This window comes from Sphingomonas sp. 320_CC (genome assembly GCF_059691795.1).
This window is the reverse complement of record NZ_JCAWAE010000004.1, coordinates 476,839-499,571: the sequence shown is the minus strand read 5'-3', so window position 1 is coordinate 499,571 and position 22,733 is coordinate 476,839. Positions and strand designations below refer to the sequence as shown.

Here is a 22,733-nt window from a genome sequence, read left to right as displayed (position 1 = left end):
CTTTGGACGTTGGGAACGGGCGGCCTTCGGGTCGCCCGTTTTCGTTTGAGGCTCAGGGTCGCGGGGAGTTGGAGACCAGGGAAGACGAGGGCGCGGGTTGACTTGGGAAGCGGCGGCTACGAATTGGCGGCGAACCAATGCAGGATGTGACCGTGGCCAGCACCCCGACCGAGACCCAGTTTTTCGAGAGCTTCGACGGCACGCGGATCGCGTGGCGCGAGGTCGGCGAGGGACGGCCGGTGGTGCTGATCCACGGCTATTTCTCTGATGCGAAGACCAACTGGATCCGCTACGGCCACGCGGCCAAGATCGCCGCCAAGGGTTTCCGGGTGATCATGCCGGACCTGCGCGCGCACGGTGAGAGCGAGAAGCCGCATGGGCTCGAAGCGTATCCGGCGGATGCGCTGACGCAGGATGGCCACGCGCTGGTCGCGCATCTCGGGCTGACGGACTATGACCTTGGCGGCTATTCGCTGGGCGCGCGGACGACGTCGCGGATGCTGGCGACGGGCGCGACGCCGCGGCGGGTGATCTTCTCCGGGATGGGTCTCGAAGGGCTGACGCAGACGTCGCGCCGGGCCGGGCATTTCCGCAATATCCTGACCAAGCTGGGGCAGCATGTGCAGGGTACGCCGGAGTGGCTGGCGGAGGCGTTCCTGAAGACGACGGGCGGCGATCCGGTCGCGTTGCTCGGTATCCTCGAGACGTTCGTCGATACGCCGCTGGAGTCGGTGAAGGCTATACAGCAGCCGACGTTGGTCGTGTGCGGTGGTGAGGATCAGGATAATGGTTCGGCACCGGATCTGGCGGCGGCGTTGCCGAACGGGACGTATGTCGAGACTCCCGGTGGGCATATGAGCGCGGTGGTGAAGCCCGAACTCGGCCAGGCGATCGCGGACTTCCTTGCAGGCTGACGCCCCGTCCTCGATCCTCCCCCGCCAGGGGGAGGTGGCTGGCGCTTGCCAGACGGAGGGGGAGGTAATCGACCACCTCCGTTGCGCGTTCCTCCCCCTCCGTCGCCTTCGGCGCCACCTCCCCCTGGCGGGGGAGGATTCGAAAGATCGGCGTTGACCAGACGGGGTCGGATGCTCACTCTGGAGGCATAATCCAGGGGAAGATCATGATCCGTACCGTCTCTCTGATCGCGCTCGCGTGCGCGATTGCCGCGCCCGTGTCCGCACAGGCCCAAACCGCACCCGCCGCAACCGGCAAGCCGACCGTCGCGCAGGCTGACGCGTTCGTCGCCGAGGCCGAGAAGGCGATGGCCACGGCCTCGCTCGACGCGAACCGCGTGGCGTGGGTCAACGCGACCTACATCACTGACGATACCGATGCGCTGGCGGCGAAGTCGGGCGCGGAGATGACCGATCTCGGGGTGAAGTATGCGCTAGGCGCCGCGCGGTATGCGTCGCTGCCGGGGCTGTCGTTCGATACCAAGCGCAAGCTCGATTTGCTGCGCGGTGGGCTGACGCTGCCGGCACCGACGCGGCCGGGCGCTTCCGAGGAACTGTCGACGCTGACCACCAAGATGTCGTCGTCCTACGGCAAGGGCATGGGGACGCTCGCCGGCAAGCCGATCAACGGGTCGGATATCGAGGCGGCGATGGGCTCGACGCGCGATCCGGCCAAGCTGACCGAGATGTGGACGAGCTGGAACGACAAGGTCGGTGCGCCGATGCGCGGCGACTATGCGAAGATGACGTCGATCTCCAACGAAGGCGCGCGCGAGCTCGGCTACAAGGACGTCGGCGCGCTGTGGCGCTCTGGCTACGACATGACGCCCGAGCAGTTCGCGGCGCTGACCGACAAGATCTGGAAGCAGGTCGAGCCGCTCTACATGGCGCTGCACACCTACACGCGGTGGAAGCTGAACGAGAAATACGGCGATGCGGTGCAGGCGAAGACCGGGCCGATCCGCAGCGACCTGCTCGGCAACATGTGGGCGCAGGAATGGGGCAATATCTACGACATCGTTGCCCCCAAGGGCGCGGGCGACCTGGGTTTCGACACCGGCGACCTGCTCAAGGCCAAGGGCTATGATCCGCTCAAGATGGTGAAGCAGGGCGAGGGCTTCTATTCGTCGCTCGGCTTCGCACCGCTGCCGGAGACGTTCTGGAAGCGGTCGCAGATCACCAAGCCTGCCGACCGCGACGTGATCTGCCATGCGTCGGCGTGGGATATCGATGCCAAGGACGATATCCGGGTCAAGATGTGCACGAAGGTGAACGCCGACGATTTCGTCACGATCCACCACGAACTCGGCCACAATTACTATCAGCGCGCGTACAAGGCGCAGCCGTTTCTGTACGCGAACGGTGCGAACGACGGTTTCCACGAGGCGATCGGCGATACCGTCGCGCTGTCGATCACGCCGGATTACCTGGTGAAGATCGGGCTGCTCGACCAGGCGAAGGTGCCGAGCGCGGACAAGGACATCGGGCTGCTGCTACGACAGGCGATGGACAAGGTCGCGTTCCTGCCGTTCGGGCTGCTGATCGACAAATGGCGCTGGGGCGTGTTCTCGGGCGCAATCCCGACGACTGGTTATCAGGCGGCGTGGGATCAGTTGCGGCTTCAGTATCAGGGTATCAAGCCGCCGGTCGCGCGCGACGAGACCAAGTTCGATGCGGGCGCGAAATACCATATCCCGGCAGCGGTGCCTTACACGCGCTACTTCCTGGCGCGGGTGTTGCAGTTCCAGTTCTACAAAGCGGCGTGCGACCAGTCGGGCTGGAAGGGGCCGCTGCATCGCTGTTCGTTCTACGGTGACAAGGCGGTCGGTACGAAGCTGAACGCGATGCTGAGCATGGGGCAATCGAAGCCTTGGCCGGATGCGTTGCAGGTGTTCACGGGGAGTCGGGAGATGTCGGGCGCGGCGCTGGTCGAGTATTTCGCGCCGTTGAAGGCTTGGCTGGACGTGCAGAACAAGGGGAAGCCGACTGGGTGGTGAGGGGCGCCGGGTAACCGGCCGCTAACGCTTCCTCCTAGTTCCCCCGCGGAGGCGGGGGCCCAGGGTTATGAACGCTTCCGTGGCTTTAGCTGGGCCCCCGCCTCCGCGGGGGAACGTTAGTAGCGAGGGCGACACCTACAACGCACCACCCCCGCGAAGGCCGGGGTCCAGTTGGGAAACGTCGCTAACGGAGTGATGAGCTTCGTTACACAAGACGTTCCAACTGGGCCCCGGCCTTCGCCGGGGTGGAGTATCTTGGGGATACTTACTCCGGGACCGTCCCTGGATCGGCAATGCCCGCGTCGAACGACTTCGACGAGTCCGTGCCGTCCGCTTGATGCGCGTGCGTACCCTTCGGCTTGGGCGCTGGCTGAGCCTTCGGCGTGCTCCCGCGCAAGGTCAGCAGCGCCCCAACCGCTGCGCCAGCAACCGCCACCCCGCTGAAGATCGCAGCAGCCCCCCATTTGCCACGGGTCTTCTCCGGAGGCTTGGCGACCGCGACCGGCGTGGCCGTATTGCGTGCAGGAACAGGCCGTGGCGTGCTGCGCTTGGTCGAGCGCGGCTTTGGCGTCGGCTTGGCCACTGGTTTCGACGACGCGGCGGTGACAGGCTTGTCCGCAACCGGCACGGGCTTGGACGCGACCGGCTTGGCGGACGACGTCGCTGCCGGAGCAGCCTTCGGCGCGCTCGTCTTGCGCGGCGCGCGACGGCGGGCGGCGGGCTTCTTTGCTTCCGTATCGGGCGTGTCGGTGTCGGCCACTTCTATCTTCCCTCAGCAATGATTCCGGAAGCGTAACGCATTCCCGTGCGATCCGCTCCGATTTTTACCGGAACGGCGGCTCGTCGAACGCGCGGAGCTTGCGGCTGTGGAGCTTCGACCCTTCGAGGCGGAGTTGCTCGCAGGTCTCGATCCCGATCCGCAGATGCTCGCTGATCGCGCGCTCGTAGAAGCGGTTGGCCTGGCCCGGCAGCTTAAGCTCGCCATGGAGAGGCTTGTCGGAGACGCAGAGCAACGTGCCGTAGGGGACGCGGAAGCGATACCCTTGCGCGGCGATCGTCGCGGACTCCATGTCGATCCCAACGGCGCGGCTGAGCGAGAAGCGCAGCGCGGACTTCGAGTAACGAAGCTCCCAGTTGCGGTCGTCGGTGGTGACGATCGTGCCGGTGCGAAGGCGGCGCTTGAGTTCCTCGCCCGACTGACCCGAGACGATCTCGGCCGCCTTGGCCATGGCGAGCTGGACTTCGGCGATCGCGGGGATCGGAATTTCGGGGGGCAGGACGTCGTCGAGGACGTGGTCGTCGCGCAGATACGCATGCGCGAGGACGTAATCGCCGATCCGCTGGCTCGGGCGAAGGCCGCCGCAATGGCCGATCATCAGCCACGCCTCGGGACGCAGCACGGCGAGGTGATCGCAGATCGTCTTGGCGTTGGACGGGCCGACGCCGATGTTGACGAGCGTGATACCGGTGCGGTCGTCCGCCATCAGGTGATAGGCGGGCATCTGGTGGCGGCGCCAGGCGCTGTCGGAAATGATCTTGTCGATGTCGTCACCCGACGAGATCGTGATCCCGCCCGCGCCCGACAGGCTGGTGAAGCGCGAGCCTTCGCCCAACTGCGTGCCGGCCCAGCGGACGAACTCGTCGACATAGCGGTGATAGTTGGTGAACAGCACGAAGCGCTGCGCGTGTTCGGCGGGCGTGCCCATGTAATGGCGCAGGCGGGCAAGGCTGAAATCGGTGCGCAGGCCGTCGAACAGCGCGAGCGGACGCGTCTCGTCGTTGGCGACCCAGAGGCCGTCGGCGATTTCGTCGCCGATATGCGCGAGTTCGGTCGCGGGGAAATGCCGCGACAATTCGGTGGCAGACACCTCGTCGAGGCTCAGCGCGTGGCCGGGTTCGATCACGTAAGGGAACGGGATTTCCTGGCGGCCTTCGACGGCTTCGACAGTGACGTCGTAATCCTCGATCAGCAGCGTCAGCTGTTCGATCAGATATTCGGCAAAGATCGCGGGCTTGGTGACGCTGATGCGGTATTCGCCCGCGTTGACCAGACGGCCGAACGATCGCAGCGGGGTCGGGCGGTCGACGCCGCCCTTATAGGTCAGCCGGATCTCGGGATAGGCGAACGAACCGTCGGTGCGGCTGTCGGGATCGGGCGTCGTGCCGTCGGCGATATAGGCGCTCATGGCGGCTTGGAGGCGCTCGACGGAGGCGCGGTAGAGGCGGTCGAGTTCGGCGACGAGGTCGGATGCGATTGTCATCGGGCAGTGTTAGGTGGCGGACGTTACGGTGGCAAGACCACCTAAATCCTCCCCGTGTCGGGGAGGTGGCAGCCCACTCGGGCTGACGGAGGGGGCGCTCCGCGACCGTAACGCTCGCGGTGAGCCCCCTCCACCCTTCGGCAAAGGTGCCGAACGGTCCCCCTCCCCGTGCCGGGGAGGATCAGATCTCGCTGAGCAGATGTTCCGCCGAGCTCACCTTAAATTCGCCGGGTGCCTCGACGTTCAGCTGCTCGACCACGCCGTCGTTGACCAGCATCGAGTAACGCTGGCTGCGCGTGCCCATGCCGAAGCCCGAGCCGTCCATCGTCAGCCCGATCGCCTTGGCGAAATCGCCATTGCCGTCCGCCAGCATGGTGATGTCGCCAGCGCCCGCCGACTTGCCCCACGCACCCATCACGAACGCGTCGTTGACCGAGACGCAGGCGACCTCGTCGATGCCCTTGGCCTTCAGTTCGGCTTCCTTCTCGACGAAACCGGGAAGGTGCTTGGCCGAACAGGTCGGCGTGAACGCGCCGGGGACCGCGAACAGCGCGACCTTGCGGCCCTTGAAGAAGCTGTCGGTGTCGACCTGGTCGGGGCCGTCTGCGGTCGCCTTGACGAGATTGGTGGTGGGAAGCCGGTCGCCGACGCTGATCGTCATCTGAAATCTCCTGTCGCCGCGCGTTTCTCGCGGGCGAGCCGTACCTTGGACGCGGAAGCGCGTATTTCAAGCGTGGCGGGCGATCGTCCGCGTCGCTATGGTCGAACGCATGGACAAGACGCCCTTTCTTTCCGGACAATTCCTGCTCGCGATGCCGGGGATGAGCGATCCGCGGTTCGCCCGCGCGGTGATCGCGATGTGCAGCCATGACGAGAATGGCGCGATCGGCATCGGGATCGGCGCGACGATCGACGGTCTGGGTTTTCACGATCTGCTCGAACAGTTCGGGATCGAGCCGGGCGACGCCCCCAACGCGCCGGTGCATTTCGGCGGGCCGGTCGAGTCGCGGCGCGGGTTCGTCGTGCATTCGTCCGACTGGGGTGGGCAGGATTCGGTCGACGTCGCCGGGCGGTGGAAGCTGTCGAGCACGGTCGACGTGCTCCGCGCGATCGCCGAGGGGAAGGGCCCTTCGGAGTGGGTGGTGGCGCTCGGCTATGCCGGTTGGGATGGCGGACAGCTCGAGGGTGAGCTGTCGCGGCCGGGGTGGTTCAACGTGGCCGGGGATGCCGAACTGCTGTTTGAGACCGTGGCGGAGGATCGCTGGACGATGGCGTTTGCGCAGGCCGGCGTGGATCCGCGCTTGCTTGTCGCGGAGACGGGGCGGGCCTAGCCGTTCTCCTGCGAACGCAGGAGCCCAGGATCACATAGGCCACCGTTCGTTACCCTGGGCTCCTGCGTTCGCAGGAGAACATGGGTATCAGGGAGTATCGTCGTGACCTCCTCCAGGCATCATATAAAGATATCTTTATATTTGATTTGAGGCCTCCGATCGCCTAAGTGGCACGGCATCCGGCACGGGCATGAGGCTCGCCGATCACAGAATTTCCAGGAGACCCATCGTGGCCACCACCCTCGCCCCCGCGCAGTCCGGCAATGCGACCGACTACGTCGTCGCCGACATCAGCCTCGCCGATTTCGGCCGCGCCGAGATCAACATCGCCGAGACCGAAATGCCCGGCCTGATGTCGCTGCGTACCGAGTTCGGCGCAGCGCAGCCGCTCAAGGGCGCGCGCATCACCGGCTCGCTGCACATGACGATCCAGACCGCGGTGCTGATCGAGACGCTGACCGCGCTCGGCGCCGACGTCCGCTGGGCGACGTGCAACATCTTCTCGACGCAGGACCACGCCGCCGCAGCGATCGCCGCGACCGGCGTGCCGGTGTTCGCGATCAAGGGCGAGAGCCTCGCGGATTACTGGAACTATGTCGGCGACATCTTCTCGTGGGATCGCGACGTAGAGGGCCAGACCGCCAACATCATCCTCGATGACGGCGGCGACGCGACGATGTTCGCACTCTGGGGCGCCAAGCTCGAAGCCGGCCACACGATGCCCGAGCCCGAGAACGAGGAAGAGGTCGAGATGCAGCGTGCGCTGAAGGCGTACGTCGCGAAGAACCCGGGCTACTTGACCGAGACCGTCAAGAATCTGAAGGGCGTCTCGGAAGAGACCACCACGGGTGTCCACCGCCTGTACGAGATCGCCAAGAAGGGCGAGCTTCCCTTCCCGGCGATCAACGTGAACGACTCGGTCACCAAGTCGAAGTTCGACAACCTCTACGGCTGCAAGGAATCGCTGGTCGACGCGATCCGTCGCGCGACCGACGTCATGCTCGCCGGCAAGGTCGCCTGCGTTGCCGGTTTCGGTGACGTCGGCAAGGGCTCGGCCCAGTCGCTCCGCAACGGCGGCGCGCGCGTGATGGTCACCGAAGTCGATCCGATCTGCGCACTGCAGGCGGCGATGGAGGGCTTCGAAGTCGTGACGATGGAAGAGGCCGTGAAGCGCGCCGACATCTTCTGCACCGCGACCGGCAACGCCGACGTCATCACCGCCGATCACATGAAGGCGATGAAGCCGATGTCGATCGTCTGCAACATCGGTCACTTCGACTCGGAGATCCAGATCGCCGCGCTGTCGAACTACGACTGGACCGAAGTGAAGCCCGGCACCGACCTGGTGAAGTTCCCGGACGGCAAGCAGATCATCATCCTGGCGAAGGGTCGCCTGGTGAACCTGGGTTGCGCCACCGGCCACCCGTCGTTCGTGATGTCGGCGTCGTTCACCAACCAGACGCTCGCGCAGATCGAGCTCTGGACCAAGGGTGAGAACTACAAGAACGAAGTCTACGTCCTGCCGAAGCACCTCGACGAGAAGGTCGCGATGCTCCACCTCGAGAAGCTCGGCGTGAAGCTGTCGAAGCTCTCGGACAAGCAGGCCGGTTACATCGGCGTGCCGGTCGAAGGCCCGTTCAAGCCGGACCACTACCGCTACTGATCGTCCACACGATCGCTGCGTAAAGGGCCGCGTCCACCATCAGGTAGGCGCGGCCTTTTCGTTACGCATCCGTGTTGCGAGGATGTCACATAACCGCAATGTTTCGTTGTAAGGATTGAAAAATAGACAGAAAAGGTGTCCTTCTGGGCTCAGTATAAAGCTTAGGTTCAGAGGGTTACTCAGTATGGTTGGCATCTCGATCCGGAAGTCCGGATTGTTCGTAACTGCGTCCACGGTCGCATTCGTATTGGCCTCGGCAATTCCGGCAGCAGCGCAGACAGCGACGCCGGTGGACGCGCAGACACAGGCACCCGGCACCGATCCGGCCGCTCCCGTAGGTTCGGATACCACGACGGGCGCGGTTGCGCAGACTGTTGCGCCGGAGGCCAATGCCGGCAGTGAAATCGTCGTGACCGGCTCGCGTATTGCGCGTCCCACACTCGACTCGCCTGCTCCGGTCACCACGCTGACGATTGCCGATCTCACGCGCACCGGTGCTATCACGGTCGGCGACGTTCTGAACGATCTTCCGTCGTTGCGCTCGACCTACAGCCAAGCCAGTTCGACGCAGTTCATCGGCACCTCGGGCCTGAACTTCCTAGATATGCGCGGTCTCGGCGTTACCCGCACGCTGGTGCTGGTCAACGGCCGTCGGCACATCACCTCGTCCGAAGGTGATTTCCTGGTCGATACCAACACCATCCCGACCGATCTGATCGAACGCGTCGATGCGGTCACTGGCGGCCAGTCCGCGGTCTACGGTTCGGACGCGATGGCGGGCGTCGTCAACTTCGTGCTCAAGCGGAACTTCGAGGGCCTCACGCTCAACGCGCAAAGCGGGTTGAGCGACAAGGGCGATCACGGCACGTATCGTCTCAGTGGTACTTACGGTCAGAACTTCGCAGACGGCCGCGGCAACATCGCGCTGAACCTTGAATATAACCAGTCCGACCTCGTCACCTATGCCGACCGGCCAGGTCTGACGGGTGCGTATAGCGGACGTCGACAATTCCAGCTGGTGGACAGCCCGGCGCTCGACAACACGGTTCCGAACCGCACCTTCCTCAACAATGTTCATAGCTTCGGTTACGACAATGGCGGCAATTTCATCGCCTATAACGGCTCCGGGATCGGCAGCTGCGCCAACGGCACCGTGGCGGCAGGCTGCCTCGCCAACGGCTATCCCCGCGTGTTCGGTTTCAACTCCGGCGGATCGCTGTACGAATATAACTACGGTACCGACTTCCGCCCGGCGGGCTCGAACAACAACAACGGCGGCGACGGCGGCATCCTCAACGACCGCGGCACGCTTCAGCCGGCGTTGAAGCGCTACGTCGCCAACCTGCTCGGCCACTTCGACGTGTCCGATGCCTTCAAGCCGTTCATCGAAGCGAAGTTCGTTCGCGTCGAGAGCTTCAACCAAGGCACGCCGACCTTTGCCCAGGGCGGCGAGCAAGGCACCGTCGCGGACGAGGACGCAGACGGGAATCCCTTCACGCGCGCGGCCATTGGCGGGTTTAGCCGGCAGACGATCGGCATTCCGATCTCGTTCGATAACCCATATCTGCAGCCCGGCGATGCCGCGACGATCCGTTCGTTGCTGCCAGCTGGCGCACAGTTCTTCCGCTTGAACCGCAATAACAACGATTTCGGGACACGCGACGAATTCGACCGCCGCGATACCTATCGGATCGTCGGCGGCGCGGAAGGAACGTTCAACACTGACTGGAAGTATGATTTTTCGGTCAACTATGGCGAGTTCCGGACCCGCTCGTCGTTCTTCAACAACCGCATCAACCAGAACTTCTACAATGCGGTAGATACGGTTCGGAACGGCGCGGGTACCATCGTCTGCCGGATCAACCAGACCAGCGTCACCGATCCGAACTGCGTGCCGTTGAACGTGCTCGGTAATGGCGCCCCCAGCCAGGCGGCCCTCAATTACATCAACACGACTTCGCAGCGTACCGGCAAGGCGACCGAGTTCGACGTGACGGCAAATATCGTCGGCGACAGTTCGCAGCTGTTCGAACTCCCCGGCGGTCCGGTCCAGTTCGCACTCGGCGGCGAATATCGCCGTGAGACTGCTTCGTATTCGTATGACGACCAGGTGAAGTCGGGCGCGACCTTCCTCAATGCCATTCCCGATTTTGCTCCGCCATCGTTTGCGGTGAAAGAAGCATATGGCGAGATCAACCTGCCACTGCTCAAGGGCACGCGTTTTGCCGAGGAACTGTCGGCGAATGCTGCCGTTCGCGTTGCGGACTATAAGGGCTCGGCGGGTACCGTCTGGACCTGGAATGCAGGGGCGCTGTATGCGCCGGTTCGCGATATCAAGTTCCGCGTAAGCTACGCCAAGGCCGTCCGCGCGCCGACGCTGAGCGACCTCTACTCGTCGCCGTCGCAGAACTTCGACATTCTGAACGATCCCTGCGACATCAACTTCATCAAGACTGGTCGCTCGACGCGCGCCGCCAACTGCGCCGCAGCTGGCGTTCCCGCCAACTTCATCAACAATGCGGCACGCGGCGGCAGCACCGAGTTCCTGTCGGGCGGCAACCCCAACCTCGAGGCGGAGACGTCGCGGAGCTGGACGTACGGCGTCATCCTCCAGCCGTCGTTCATTCCCGGCCTTGCGATCACGGCTGATTATTACGACATCAAGATCAGTAACGTCATCGCCGCAGTCGGCGCGCAGACCATCCTCGACGCCTGCTACGACGCAGCGTCGCTGGACAACCAGTTCTGCGGCCTGATCAATCCGCGCCAGTCGAGTGGTGAGTTCGCCCAGACTGCACTGCTCCAGAGCACGGTCAACTTCGCGGCGCTGCGGGCCAAGGGCATCGACGTGGATGTGTCGTACAACCGCCGCATCTTCGCCGATGACAAGATCGCACTGCGGTTCGTCGGTACCTGGGTTCGCGACCGCACGGATTATCCGTACCTCGACAACCCTGGCCAGAAGGAGCGCGTCAAGGGCGAGCTGGGCGACCCGGTCTACAACTTCAACGTCTCGGCCGATTATACGCATGGTCCAGTCACGTTCGGCTACCAGCTCCGCTACATCGGTCGCCAGTCGATTACAGATTGGGAAGCGCAGCACGAAACCAATGGCGTGGCCGCACTCGATCCGTACTATGCTGATCGCGTCTATTACCCGTCGGTCGTCTATCATGCGCTGCGTGCATCGGTTGACGTTGACAAGCGCTTCACCTTCTATGGTGGCGTCGACAACCTGACCGATAAGAAGCCGCCCTACGGCCAGCTGGGTGTTGCAGACGGTGCGATTTTCGATAACGTCGGCCGCTCCATGTACGTTGGCGCGCGTGTGAAGCTCTAAACCGCATCCTCCATCGCTGAAGGTCGAAAGACCGCGAAGGGCGGGTCCGTATGTCGGGCCTGCCCTTTTCCTTGTTTCGTGGCTTTCCCCCGGGGGACGGTTTGGCCTACATGGTCGAATGATATCGCGATGCGCTCCCTAAACATGATCATCGGGACCGGTGTCGCCGTGACGATCGGAGCAATACTCCTTCTGCTAATCCTTGCTGGGTTGGCGTTGGTTTACGTCGGTCTGCGTGCCCGTGCCGGGGCGATGGAAGCAGTCGAGGCAAGCGCGCAGTTGCAGACGATCCTCGATGGGTCGCCGGCGATCGTGACGGTGATCCGCTCGGGCGGGCGGATCGAGATGACGCAGCGGATGGCGGACTGGCTGGGGCTCGACGCGGCACCGCGGTCGATCGCGGAGCTTGCTGCCGGGGGGGCGGGGCTGTCTGCGGACGATGCCGCGCGATTGATTGCCGACGTCACGGCGGCGCAGCGGTCGGGGCGGGCGTTCGTGCGGTCGGTGCGATTGCAGGGCTCGACGCGGGCGATCACCTTTCGCGGCGGGCGCGCGCCGGGCGAGATGGGGGCGACCGGGGCGGTCTTGCTATGGGCGTTCGATGCGACCGACAGCGAGGCGGAGATCGCGCGACTTGGTTCCGAGACTGCACGGCTCGGCGAGGCGTATGAGTCGCTGACCGGGCTGATCGAGGCCGCGCCGATGCCGATGTGGTACCGTGCGACCGACTTGCGGCTGGCGATGGTGAACTCGGCTTACGTCGATGCGGTCGAGGGGCGCGATGCCGCGGATGTCGTGGCGCGTGGACTAGAATTGGTCGAGGGATCGGGGCGGGGTGGGCCGCTCGCTGGCGCCGCGGTCGCGCGGGAGCAGGGGCGTCCGCATCAACAGGTCCTGCCCGCGACGATCGACGGCGCGCGGCGATCGCTGCAGATCTACGACGTACCGTTGCCGAGCGGCGGCGTGGCCGGGTTCGCGATCGATATCGAGGAACTGGAGCAGGCACGGTCGGGCGCCAAGCGTTTTGCGGAAGCCCAGCGAGCGATGCTCGACCGGCTGTCGGCAGGCGTCGCGCAGTTCGGCGGGGATCGCTCGCTCGTATTCTGCAACCAGCCGTTCCGGCGGATGTTCGCGATGCGGAGCGAATGGCTCGCCGACCGCCCCGAGTTCGACCGCGTGCTGGAGCGGATGCGCGAGGCTAACCGGCTACCTGAAGTCCGCGACTTTCCAAGCTGGAAGGCGGAGCGGCGCGACTGGTTCATGCAGACCGGCTCGGCCCAGGGTGGCGGCGCGATGGAGGAGAATTGGCACCTGCGCGGTGGCACGCATCTCCGCGTGGTCGCGCAGCCGCTTCCCGATGGTGGCTTGTTGCTCATCTTCGAGGATCGCACCGAGCAGGTCCAGCTCGCCAGCGCGCGCGACACGTTGCTGCGGGTGCGGACCGCGACGTTCGACAATCTGTTCGAGGCGCTTGGCGTGTTCGCGGCGGATGGTCGGTTGCAGTTGTGGAACAACCGGTTTCGCGCGCTGTGGGGCCTGGAGGAAGAATTCCTTGCTTCGCATCCCCGCGTCGATGCGTTCGCCGAAGCCGCCGGTGCGAAACTCGCGACACCTGGCCGGGCGGCATTGATCCCGGATCTGGTGCGGTCGGCGACGGTCGGGCGCCAGCAGCGCGGCGGGCGCGTGGCGTTCGCGGACGGGCGGCATTTCGAGTTTGCGGGTGTGCCGTTGCCGGATGGGAATGCGCTGTTCACGATGCTCGACATCACCGACAGCCGCCGCGCGGAGCAGGCGTTGCGTGACCGGGCGGATGCGCTCGAGGCGACCGACAAGGTGAAGACCGCGTTCGTCGCGAACATGAGCTATGAGCTGCGCACGCCACTGACGTCGATCAGCGGGTTCGCGGAGATGCTCCACGGCGGCTACGCGGGCGCGCTGACGCCGCAAGCCGAAGGGTATGTCGGGGCGATCCTCGAATCAGTCGAGCGGCTGGGCTTGCTGGTCGACGACGTGCTCGACCTGACGCGCGCGGAGAGCGACCGTGCGGAAACCGACCGCAGCGACGTGGAACTCGCGGCCACCGTGCGCGCGGCGGCGGAAACGATCCTGCCCTCGGCCAAGCGACGCAAACTCGATTTCGCGATCGAGGTCGCGCGGTCGACTGGGCGCGTGAACGGCAATCCGAAGCGGTTGAAGGAGGTCGTCGAGCATCTGCTGCGGCATGCGGTCGCGGCGACGCCCGACGGTGGGCGCGTGCTGCTGCATACCGATGGCAATGCGACGTCGGCGCGGATCGTGGTTTCGGATGATGGTGTCGGAATGGATGCGGAGGCGGTGGCGCATGCTTTTGATCGGTTCGCGGAATCGAAGCCTATGGGGGATCGCGCTTTGGGTCTCGGACTGCCGTTGGCGAAACAGTTCGTGGAAGCGCATGGCGGGACGATCGAACTGGTGTCGGAGCCCGGTGCGGGTACGCTGATCACCGTAGAATTGCCGCGGCGATGAATGCGCATCTACTGCTCCCTCTCCCCTCTGGGGAGAGGGCCGGGGTGAGGGGCCGCCAAGCAATGTACCGCTTCGAACAGCCCCTCACCCAACCCTCTCCCCGAGGGGGAGAGGGCTAATGCGTGCAATCCTCCTACCCGATCCCCAAGCGACCGAAGCGTTCGGGGCGCTATTGGCCGACCGCGTCCGCCCGGGCGACGTCATCACCCTCGAAGGCACGCTCGGCGCCGGCAAGACCAGCGTCGCCCGCGGACTCCTCGCCGCACTCGGCCTAGCCGGCGAAGCGCCATCGCCCAGCTTCGCGATCGTCCAGCCCTACGAGCCACCCGAAGTCCGCATTCCCGTACTTCACGTCGACCTCTACCGCATCGACGGACCAGCCGAGATCGAGGAACTAGCACTCGACGACGCCCGCTATGATTCGCTGCTGCTCGTCGAGTGGCCGGAACGCGCAGGCCCGGATCACTGGCCGGATGCGCTTCGCCTGAGCCTGACGATCGAGCCGGACGGCACGCGCAGCTTGACAGTCGGAGTCCCGGGAGCTTGGAGGTCGCGATGGCCGACATGACCCCGCCGCCCGGCGCCGCCGCTTTTCTCGACGCTCATGGCTGGGGTGGGGCACAGATCCTCCCGGTCGCCGGCGACGCGTCGTTCCGCCGCTATTTCCGCGCAGTCGAGAGCGGGCGGCAAGCGATCCTCATGGACGCGCCACCGCCACACGAAGATCCCCGCCCGTTCATCGCGGTCGCCGAATGGCTTGTCGAACGCGACTTCGCGGCGCCGGCAATCCTGGCGTGCGATCTCGACCAAGGGCTCGTGCTGATCGAGGATTTCGGCGACGATCGGTTGCGTGAGGCAGTCGACGCTTCACCGGAAGAGGAACTGTCGCTGTATGCGCCGGCGATCGACTTGCTGGTGCGGCTGCGCGCCGAGCCGGCTGGGCCCGTCCCCCCCTATGATCGCGCCGTGCTGAAGCGCGAGGCGGGGCTATTCGTCGAATGGTACTGCCCGGCGGTCGGAATCGAGGCAGATCTTGCTGGGTGGGACGCGGCTTGGGAGTCGGTGTTCGATCATGCGATCGCCGAGACTCCAGTTACGGTACTGCGCGATTATCACGCCGAAAACCTGATGCTGGTCGGGCCGGAGCGATCGCTCGGCCTGCTCGATTTCCAGGACGCCTTGGCGGGGCATCCGGCCTATGACCTCGTGTCGCTGTTGCAGGATGCGCGGCGGACGGTCGATCCGGCGGTCGAGGCGGCGATGCTGGCGCGATATAGCGCGGCGGCGGATGCGGGAGAAGACTTCATGAACGCGTATCACGTGCTCGGCGCGCAGCGGAATGCGAAGATCCTCGGCATCTTCACGCGGCTATGGAAGCGCGACGGCAAGCCGCATTACGCGACGATGTGCCCGCGCGTCTGGACGTATCTGGACCGCGATCTGGCCCAGCCGGTCATGGCGCCGGTCGCGGCATGGTTCGCCGCAAATGTGCCGTCAGAGTTGCGTGGCGATCCGCTGGCCTTGAGCGCGTGACCCGACAGCAGACGATCCGGCCTGTCCCGCGCGGGATCGTGCCCGAGACGGCGATGGTGATGGCGGCGGGACTGGGCAAGCGGATGCGCCCGCTGACCGCGACGCGACCCAAGCCGCTGGTGCAGGTCGCAGGGAAACCACTGATCGATCACGTCTTCGAGCGATTGCAGGCCGCCGGGATCAAGCGCGCGGTCGTCAACGTGCATTACCTCGCGGACACGCTGGAGGCGCACGTCACCGACCGGTTCGAGGGGATCGACGTGGTGATCTCCGACGAGCGGAAGATGCTGATGGAGACGGGCGGGGGGCTCGTCCAGGCGCGACACCTGCTCGGCGACGCGCCGGTGCTGGTGGTCAACAGCGACAATCTCTGGATCGACGGGCCGGTCGACGCGATCAAGTTGCTCGCATCGCGCTGGGACGATGCGAAGATGGACGCGCTGCTGCTGATGGTGCCGCTCGCGCGCGCGAACAATCACGGCGGCATGGGCGATTTCTATCTCGGCAGCGACGGGCGGATCGCCGGCCGCCGCAAGCCCGGCCGGGTCGCCCCGTTCGCCTATACCGGCATCCAGATCCTCCACCCGCGGTTGATCGCCGACTGGCCGGAGGGGCCGTTCTCGACCAACATCTTCTGGAACCGCGCGATCGCCGCCGGACGCGCTTTTGGGCAGGTCCATCAGGGCCTGTGGTTCGACGTCGGCACGCCCGCCGCGATCCCGAGGACCGAGGCGATCCTCGCGGATGGCTGATATTGCCACGGCGGATCGCCCGACGCTCTACACGATCCCCGCGCACCGGGCGTTCGCCGATGCGCTGGTCGCCGGACTGACCCGGCGGGCGGGGCGCGATCCGCTCGCACTCGCCCGCGCGCTCGTCGTGCTGCCGAACAACCGCGCGGTGAAGGCCGTAACCGAGGCGTTCGTGCGCGCGAGCGGCGGCGGGCTCGTCTTGCCACGTCTGGTCGCACTGGGCGATCCGGAGATGGGCGAGGCAGTCGGCGCCGCACTCGATCCGGCCGACGATATCGATCCGCCGCTGCCCGCGGTACCGCCGTATCAGCGGCGCATGATCCTCGCGCGGCTAGTGTCCGAAGAGCGCGCGCGCGAAGGCCATCCGGTCGATGCAGCCGAAGCGGTGCGCCTCGCGGGCGAACTCGCACGGACGCTCGATCAGTTGCTGGTCGAGGAAGTGCCGCCGACCAAGCTGCGCGATATCGAGCTTGGCCCCGAACTGACCGAACATTGGCGGCGCGCGCTGGCCACATTCGAGATCGTGCTGCAACGCTGGCCGGGCGAACTCGCGCGGCTTGAGCGGATCGATGCGGCGACGCGGCGCTCGGCGTTGCTCGACCGGCTCGCCCAGCGCTGGCGGAACGCGCCGCCCGCCGGGATAGTCTGCGCGGCCGGCGTGACCGATTCCGCGCCCGCGGTCGCGCGCCTGCTCCGCTGCATCGCCGACATGCCGCAGGGCATGGTGGTATTCGCCGGCCTCGACCTTGCGCTGCCCGACGAGGAGTGGGACGCGCTTGGCCCGGACGATCCGAACCCGGTCACCGGGCTCACGCGTCGTTCGATCGAAACGCATCCGCAGTTCGATGCGAAGCTGATGCTCCTGCGCATGGGCGTCGCCCGCGGCGAGGTGCAGACTTGGCGCGAGGGCGGCGGGCACGACGCCGACCCCGCGCGCGGCCGGGCCATCGCCAACGCGCTGGCACCCGCGGATTTCACCGGCAAATGGACGCAGATCGCGGCGGAGGATCGCCGCTTGAAAGGCGTGACCGCCGCCGAACTCGCAACGCCCGCAGAGGAAGCACAAGCGATCGCGCTCGTCTTGCGCGAGGCGTTGGAAGTGCCCGAGCGCACCGCCGCGCTGGTCACGCCTGATCGCGCGCTGGCGCGACGAGTGGCGGCGCATCTCGGGCGCTGGGGTATCGGCATCGACGACAGCGCGGGGCGGCCCTTGTCGATCCTGCCGCCGGGGACATTGCTGCTCGCGCTGGCCGAAGCGGCGGCGCAGCGTTTCTCGCCGCTCGCGCTGCTGGCGTTGCTGAAGCATCCGCTGGTGCGGGCGGGCGAGGATCGCTTGCTATGGCTCGACGGCGCACGCGCGCTCGATCGGCGGTTGCGTGGACCAAGGCCGGCGGCGGGGCTCGACGGAATCGCCGGGCATCTTGAGGAGCGGAAGGGGACGGCATCGACATGGTGGACCGACGTCCAGCCTTTGCTGACGCCGCTGGCGAACGCGTTCGATCAGGGACCGCAGCCCCTGGCGTCGGTGCTCGCGTGCCTGCGCGAGACGGCGCAGACCTTGTGCGGCGACAATCTATGGTCGGGTCTTGCGGGGCGTGCCGCAGCGGAGTTCCTCGCCGATCTGGAAGCGGAAGCCCCCGCCGGGCCGCCGCGGATCGATCCGCGCGAACTGCCGCAACTGTTGCGCACGTTGCTCGACGAAGTCGCGGTGCGTCCGGCGCCGGGTGGTCACCCACGGCTAGCGATCTACGGCCTGATCGAAGCGCGGTTGCAGACCGCCGACGTCATGGTGCTCGGCGGGCTGAACGAAGGCGTGTGGCCGGGGCGGCCTGCGCCTGACCCCTGGCTGGCGCCGCGTATCCGCATGGAGCTTGGGCTGCCGGGGTTGGAGCGGCGTGTCGGCACCGCGGCGCATGATTTCGCGCAGGCTTTGGGCGCCCCGCGGGCGGTCGTAACCCGAGCGCGGCGAGATGCGAAGTCGCCGGCTCTGGCCTCGCGTCTCTGGCTACGGTTGCAGGCGCTTGCAGGCGACCGGTTCGAACGCGCGTCGGCACTGGAACGCTGGACCCGCGCGCTCGACGATCCGGGCAAGCATCTGCCCGCCGACCGTCCCGCGCCGTCGCCGCCTGCGCTGCTGCGTCCGAAGGCGATCTCCGTCACCGAGGTGGATCGCCTGAAGGCCGACCCCTACGCCTTCTACGCACGCCGCGTGCTCGGGCTCATGCCGCTCGATCCGGTGGATGCCGATCCGAGCGCGGCGTGGCGCGGGACTGCGGTGCACGACATCCTCGAGCAGTGGTGGAAGCAGGACAACTGCACCGTCGACACGCTGCGCCAGCGTGCGAAGGCGATGCTCGACGACGAGCGGACGCATCCGATGATGCGCGCGCTCTGGCAACCGCGCTTGCTGGAGGCGATCGACTGGATCGCCGGCGCTATCGTCGCACAAGGTGAGGACGGCCGGAGCGTCGCCAGCGCCGAGGGCAAGGGCAAGATCGAGATCGCGGGGGTGACGCTATCGGGTCGCTACGACCGCATCGACAAGCTGCCCGACGGGCGCTTGGCCGTGATCGACTACAAGACCGGGAAGCCACCGTCCCCAACCGCGGTGCGCGCCGGGTACAGCCTCCAGCTCGGGCTGCTCGGCCTGATCGCCGAACGCGGCGGGTTCCCAGACGTCTCCGGCATCGCGGGCGCGTTCGAATATTGGTCGCTCGGCAAGAAGCGCGACGCGTTCGGCTATATCGAGAGCCCGGTCGATCCCGAGGGTAAGCGCGACAAGATCCCGACCGCCGAATTCACGTCGATCGCTGCGCACAACTTCACCGAAGTCGTCGGCGAATGGCTCACCGGCAGCGCCGCGTTCACCGCCAAACTCGTCCCCGAATACGCCCCCTATGCCGAGTATGACCAGTTGATGCGACGCGACGAATGGTACGGTCGTGAGCGGTGACGCGCGCGCCACGCTGCCCCGGCTGAAGGGCGCGCAGGCCGATGCGAGCAACCCCGCCTCGCACGTCTGGCTGTCCGCGTCGGCCGGCACGGGCAAGACGCAAGTGCTGGCGGCCCGCGTGTTCCGGCTCCTCTTGCGCGGCGTCGATCCCGGCGCGATCCTGTGCCTGACCTTCACCAAGGCGGGCGCGGCCGAGATGGCGCAGCGCATCAACGGGCGGCTCGCCGCATGGGTGCGGATGCCCGCCCCGGCACTCGCCGCGGACCTGATCGCGCTCGGCGAGAGCCCGGTACAGGCCTTGCAGGACCGCGCGCGCACCCTGTTCGCCAAGGTGCTCGACGCGCCGGGCGGGGGCCTGCGCATCCAGACGATCCACGGCTTTTGCCAGGGGTTGCTAGCCGCGTTCCCCGTCGAGGCTGGGCTGACGCCAGGCTTCCGCCCGTTGGAAGCGCGCGAGGAAGCCGGCCTGGCACGCGAAGCGTTGGCGTCGATGCTGTCGGACGCCGAGCGCGAAGGCCGCGAGCGCCCGGTCGAGATCGTCGGTCGCTTGTCGCTAAGGATGGGCGAGGGCGGGGCGGAGGCCTTCCTGCTCGCCTGCGCGCGCGCGCTGCCGGCGTTGGAGGCCCTCCCAGTCGGGATCCAGCCATGGCTCCGTCGCGAACTCGGGCTTCCGTCCGGCGACATCGACGAAGCGATCGCGGAGTGGTGCGACGCGCTCGACCTCGACGCGATCGCGCGCATTGCAGCGGCCAATCGCGCCTGGGGGACCGCTACCGGACAGGCCGCGGCAGCGACCGTGCAGCGCTGGCTCGACTCCGAGGATCGCGCGGCGACGTTGGACGAACTTGCCAGCGTCGTGCTGACCGGCACGGGCACGCAGCGCAAAGCCTCGAAGAAACTGATCGATGCCGAGCCCGATTACGAAGTCCTCGCGCGCGACTTGGGCGAAGCGTGCACGGACGTGTTGTCGATGGTCCAGCGCGCGACCTATTGCGACCTGCTCGCCGACGGGCTGGAGGTCGGGCGCGATTATGCGCGGGGGTATGCGTTGGCCAAGCGGCGTGTAGGCGCAGTAGATTTCGACGACCTGATCGCGACGACGGTGGCGTTGCTCGACCAGCCGGGGATCGGCGAATGGGTCCGCTACAAGCTCGACCAGGCGACCGAGCATTTGCTCATCGACGAGGCGCAGGATACCAACGGCCACCAGTGGCGGATCGTCCGCGCGCTGGCCGACGAGTTCTTCGTCGGCCGCGGCATCTATGCGCCATCGACGCGCACGCTGTTCACGGTCGGCGATTACAAGCAGGCGATTTTCGGGTTCCAGGGCACCGATCCGCGACAGTTCGAAGCCGCGCAGATATCTTTCTCCCGGCGCGCCGAAGAGGCGTTTGGTGACGACGACTGGCCGGAGAACGAGCGTGGTTTGCCTTTATCGGCGCTGTCGCTGACGCATTCGTTTAGGTCGACGCTGCCCGTTCTAGAGTTTGTTGACGCAGCTATTGAAGCAATCGGCGAACCGGGGCTTGGTATCGAGACTACGGAACCGCACGCCAGCGAGGTAGCTGGGCCTGGCACTGTGACCTTGTGGCCGACGGTATCGGCGGGCGGCAGTGAGGACGACGAAGAAGGCTGGGTCGATGACGCGGTGCGCAAACTCGCCAGCGATATCGCGCGTGCGGTGAAGGGCTGGCTCGCCCCCGACACCGGCCTCATGCTGGAGAGCAAGGGGCGGCGGTTGCGGCCCGAGGATGTTATGATCCTCGTCAAGCGTCGCGGCGATCTCGCCTCGCTGATCGTCGCGCGGCTCTATGCCGAGGGCGTGCCGGTGGCGGGCGTCGATCGCTTGCGACTGAACGCGCCGCTCGCGGTGCAGGATCTGCTCGCGACGATCCGCTTCGTGTTGCAGCCCGAGGACGACCTGTCCGTCGCGGCGCTGCTCGTGTCGCCGCTGATCGGCTGGACGCAGGACGAATTGATGGCGGCGGCCCCGCGCGAGGCCGGGCCGCTCTGGCGCCACTTGCAACGCACGCAACCCGCGACGCGGCTCGCCCCCTTGCTGGCGATGCTCGCTCGAGCCGATATCGCCACGCCGTATCAGTTTCTGGAGGAGCTACTGTCGGGGCCGCTCGACGGACGCCGCAAACTGATCCGGCGGTTGGGGACCGAGGCGCGCGATCCGATCGAGGAACTGCTCAACGCCGCGCTGACGTTCGAGAGCACGACGACGCCGTCGTTGCAGCGCTTCCTCGACTGGTTCGACCGCGGCGATGTCGAGATCGTCCGCGATCCGTCGGCGCCGCTCGATGCCGTTCGGGTGATGACCGCACACGGCGCCAAGGGCTTGCAGGCGCCGCTGGTGATTCTGGCGGATGCGACGGCGGACCCGTCGGCGGCGCCGCGCTCGATCCTGAAATGGGCGCCCGAGCCAGGAGCCGCGCCGATCCCAGTGTTCCGGCCGCGGTCGAGCGAGCGCGGCGGACCGCTCGATGCGGTCGTATCGGCGGCCGAGCAGCGCGAACTGGAGGAGCATTGGCGGCTGTTCTACGTCGCCGCGACGCGCGCCGAAGAGCGGCTGGTGATCGCCGGTGCGCTGGGGCCTCGCGCGAAGGGCGTGCCGCCGGAGAACAGCTGGTATGCGGCATCCGATCGGGCACTGACGGCGCTCGAAGTGCCGATGGGTGAGGGCGCGCGGACGTTCGCCGGGGTCGAGCCTCAGCCTGGGGTGATCGCCAAGGCTTCGGCTTCGGTCGAGATCGCGGCTAATACGCAGCTGCCGGCCTGGGCGCATGAATCGGCACCGCAAGAAGCGCGTCCGCCTCGTCCGCTGTCGCCATCGGCGCTGGGTGACGACGCGGTGTCCGATCCACCGCCGACGCCAGCTATGCGCGTCGCGGCGGAGCGGGGGCGGCTGATCCATGCGCTGTTCGAGCGTCTGCCGGCCGTTGCTTCCTCCGATCGTGCGATGGCAGCCGATCGCTGGCTCGCGAAAGCAGGCGGCGTCGACGATGCCGCGGCACGGTCCGAAATCGTGCAGAGCGTGGTCGCAGTGCTCGACGATCCGCGCTTTGCCGAACTGTTCACCGCGGAGACGCTGGCCGAGGCGCCGATCGCCGCCACCCTCGCGAACGGCATGGTCGTGTCGGGCACGGTCGATCGCCTGCTGATCGAGCCCGACCGCATCCGAGTCGTCGACTTCAAGACTGGCCGCCGCGCTCCCCGTGGCCTCGACGACGTCCCGGAATATCATCTGAAGCAGATGGCGGCCTATGCCGAAGCCTTGAGCGTGATCTTTCCGGGGCGGTCGGTCGAGGCGGCCTTGCTGTACACGGCCGGCCCGCGGTTGATCGTGCTGAACGACGAGACGCTGGCCTCGAACAAGCCGCACTATCGCCCCACGGAGCAAAGCTAGCGCCCCGGTGGTTGAGCGCACACGCGAGCGACC

Annotated in this window: 14 protein-coding genes; 11 read left to right on the top strand and 3 right to left on the bottom strand. The window is 66.4% G+C overall.

What is annotated here, in order from left to right; genetic code table 11:
• The first annotated feature begins 137 nt into the window (after positions 1-137).
• Positions 138-914: an alpha/beta fold hydrolase gene (locus AC59GX_RS17900; protein WP_426281979.1), complete on the top strand. Its 777-nt coding sequence runs from the start codon at positions 138-140 to the stop codon at positions 912-914.
• A gap of 206 nt (positions 915-1,120) precedes the next feature.
• Entirely contained in the window at positions 1,121-2,950 is a 1,830-nt protein-coding gene (locus tag AC59GX_RS17895) for a M2 family metallopeptidase (RefSeq protein WP_426281981.1), read from the top strand.
• 265 nt (positions 2,951-3,215) lie between these two features.
• Here AC59GX_RS17895 and AC59GX_RS17890 read toward each other — a convergent pair whose 3' ends face one another.
• The 3 genes from AC59GX_RS17890 to AC59GX_RS17880 form a co-directional block, all read right to left on the bottom strand.
• Entirely contained in the window at positions 3,216-3,710 is a 495-nt protein-coding gene (locus AC59GX_RS17890; protein WP_426281983.1) for a hypothetical protein, read from the bottom strand.
• A 64-nt stretch (positions 3,711-3,774) separates the two neighbouring features.
• Positions 3,775-5,211, bottom strand: a complete 1,437-nt coding sequence (locus AC59GX_RS17885; RefSeq protein WP_426281985.1) for an AMP nucleosidase — start codon at positions 5,209-5,211, stop codon at positions 3,775-3,777.
• A gap of 181 nt (positions 5,212-5,392) precedes the next feature.
• A complete protein-coding gene (locus AC59GX_RS17880; protein WP_107954829.1) occupies positions 5,393-5,872 on the bottom strand; it encodes a peroxiredoxin in 480 nt (159 codons plus the stop codon).
• Between the two features lie 109 nt (positions 5,873-5,981).
• On the opposite strand from AC59GX_RS17880, the gene AC59GX_RS17875 reads away from it, so the two are divergent.
• The 9 genes from AC59GX_RS17875 (at position 5,982) to addA (ending at position 22,700) form a co-directional block, all read left to right on the top strand.
• A complete protein-coding gene (locus AC59GX_RS17875) occupies positions 5,982-6,542 on the top strand; it encodes a YqgE/AlgH family protein (protein WP_426281987.1) in 561 nt (186 codons plus the stop codon).
• A gap of 229 nt (positions 6,543-6,771) precedes the next feature.
• Complete coding sequence (gene ahcY / locus AC59GX_RS17870) at positions 6,772-8,205, top strand: adenosylhomocysteinase (RefSeq protein WP_107954828.1); 1,434 nt, start codon at positions 6,772-6,774, stop codon at positions 8,203-8,205.
• Positions 8,206-8,389: 184 nt separating this feature from the next.
• Positions 8,390-11,545, top strand: a complete 3,156-nt coding sequence (locus AC59GX_RS17865) for a TonB-dependent receptor domain-containing protein (RefSeq protein WP_426281989.1) — start codon at positions 8,390-8,392, stop codon at positions 11,543-11,545.
• Between the two features lie 144 nt (positions 11,546-11,689).
• Positions 11,690-14,050 carry a sensor histidine kinase gene (locus tag AC59GX_RS17860; protein WP_497302127.1) on the top strand — a complete coding sequence of 787 codons (2,361 nt, stop codon included), beginning with the start codon at positions 11,690-11,692 and terminating at the stop codon, positions 14,048-14,050.
• Positions 14,051-14,168: 118 nt separating this feature from the next.
• Positions 14,169-14,618, top strand: coding sequence for a tRNA (adenosine(37)-N6)-threonylcarbamoyltransferase complex ATPase subunit type 1 TsaE (gene tsaE, locus AC59GX_RS17855; protein ID WP_426281993.1), 450 nt, complete (start codon positions 14,169-14,171; stop codon positions 14,616-14,618).
• Positions 14,615-15,583 carry an aminoglycoside phosphotransferase family protein gene (locus AC59GX_RS17850; RefSeq protein WP_426282436.1) on the top strand — a complete coding sequence of 323 codons (969 nt, stop codon included), beginning with the start codon at positions 14,615-14,617 and terminating at the stop codon, positions 15,581-15,583. The genes tsaE and AC59GX_RS17850 overlap by 4 nt, the downstream gene beginning before the upstream one ends.
• On the top strand, positions 15,580-16,335 hold the full coding sequence (locus AC59GX_RS17845; protein WP_426281994.1) for a nucleotidyltransferase family protein: 756 nt from the start codon (positions 15,580-15,582) through the stop codon (positions 16,333-16,335). Before AC59GX_RS17850 ends, AC59GX_RS17845 begins: the two co-directional genes overlap by 4 nt.
• Complete coding sequence (gene addB / locus AC59GX_RS17840; RefSeq protein WP_497302126.1) at positions 16,328-19,288, top strand: double-strand break repair protein AddB; 2,961 nt, start codon at positions 16,328-16,330, stop codon at positions 19,286-19,288. The genes AC59GX_RS17845 and addB overlap by 8 nt, the downstream gene beginning before the upstream one ends.
• Positions 19,278-22,700 (top strand): double-strand break repair helicase AddA, encoded by a 3,423-nt coding sequence (addA, locus tag AC59GX_RS17835; RefSeq protein ID WP_497302125.1) that lies wholly within the window; start codon positions 19,278-19,280, stop codon positions 22,698-22,700. Before addB ends, addA begins: the two co-directional genes overlap by 11 nt.
• Positions 22,701-22,733 lie beyond the last annotated feature (33 nt).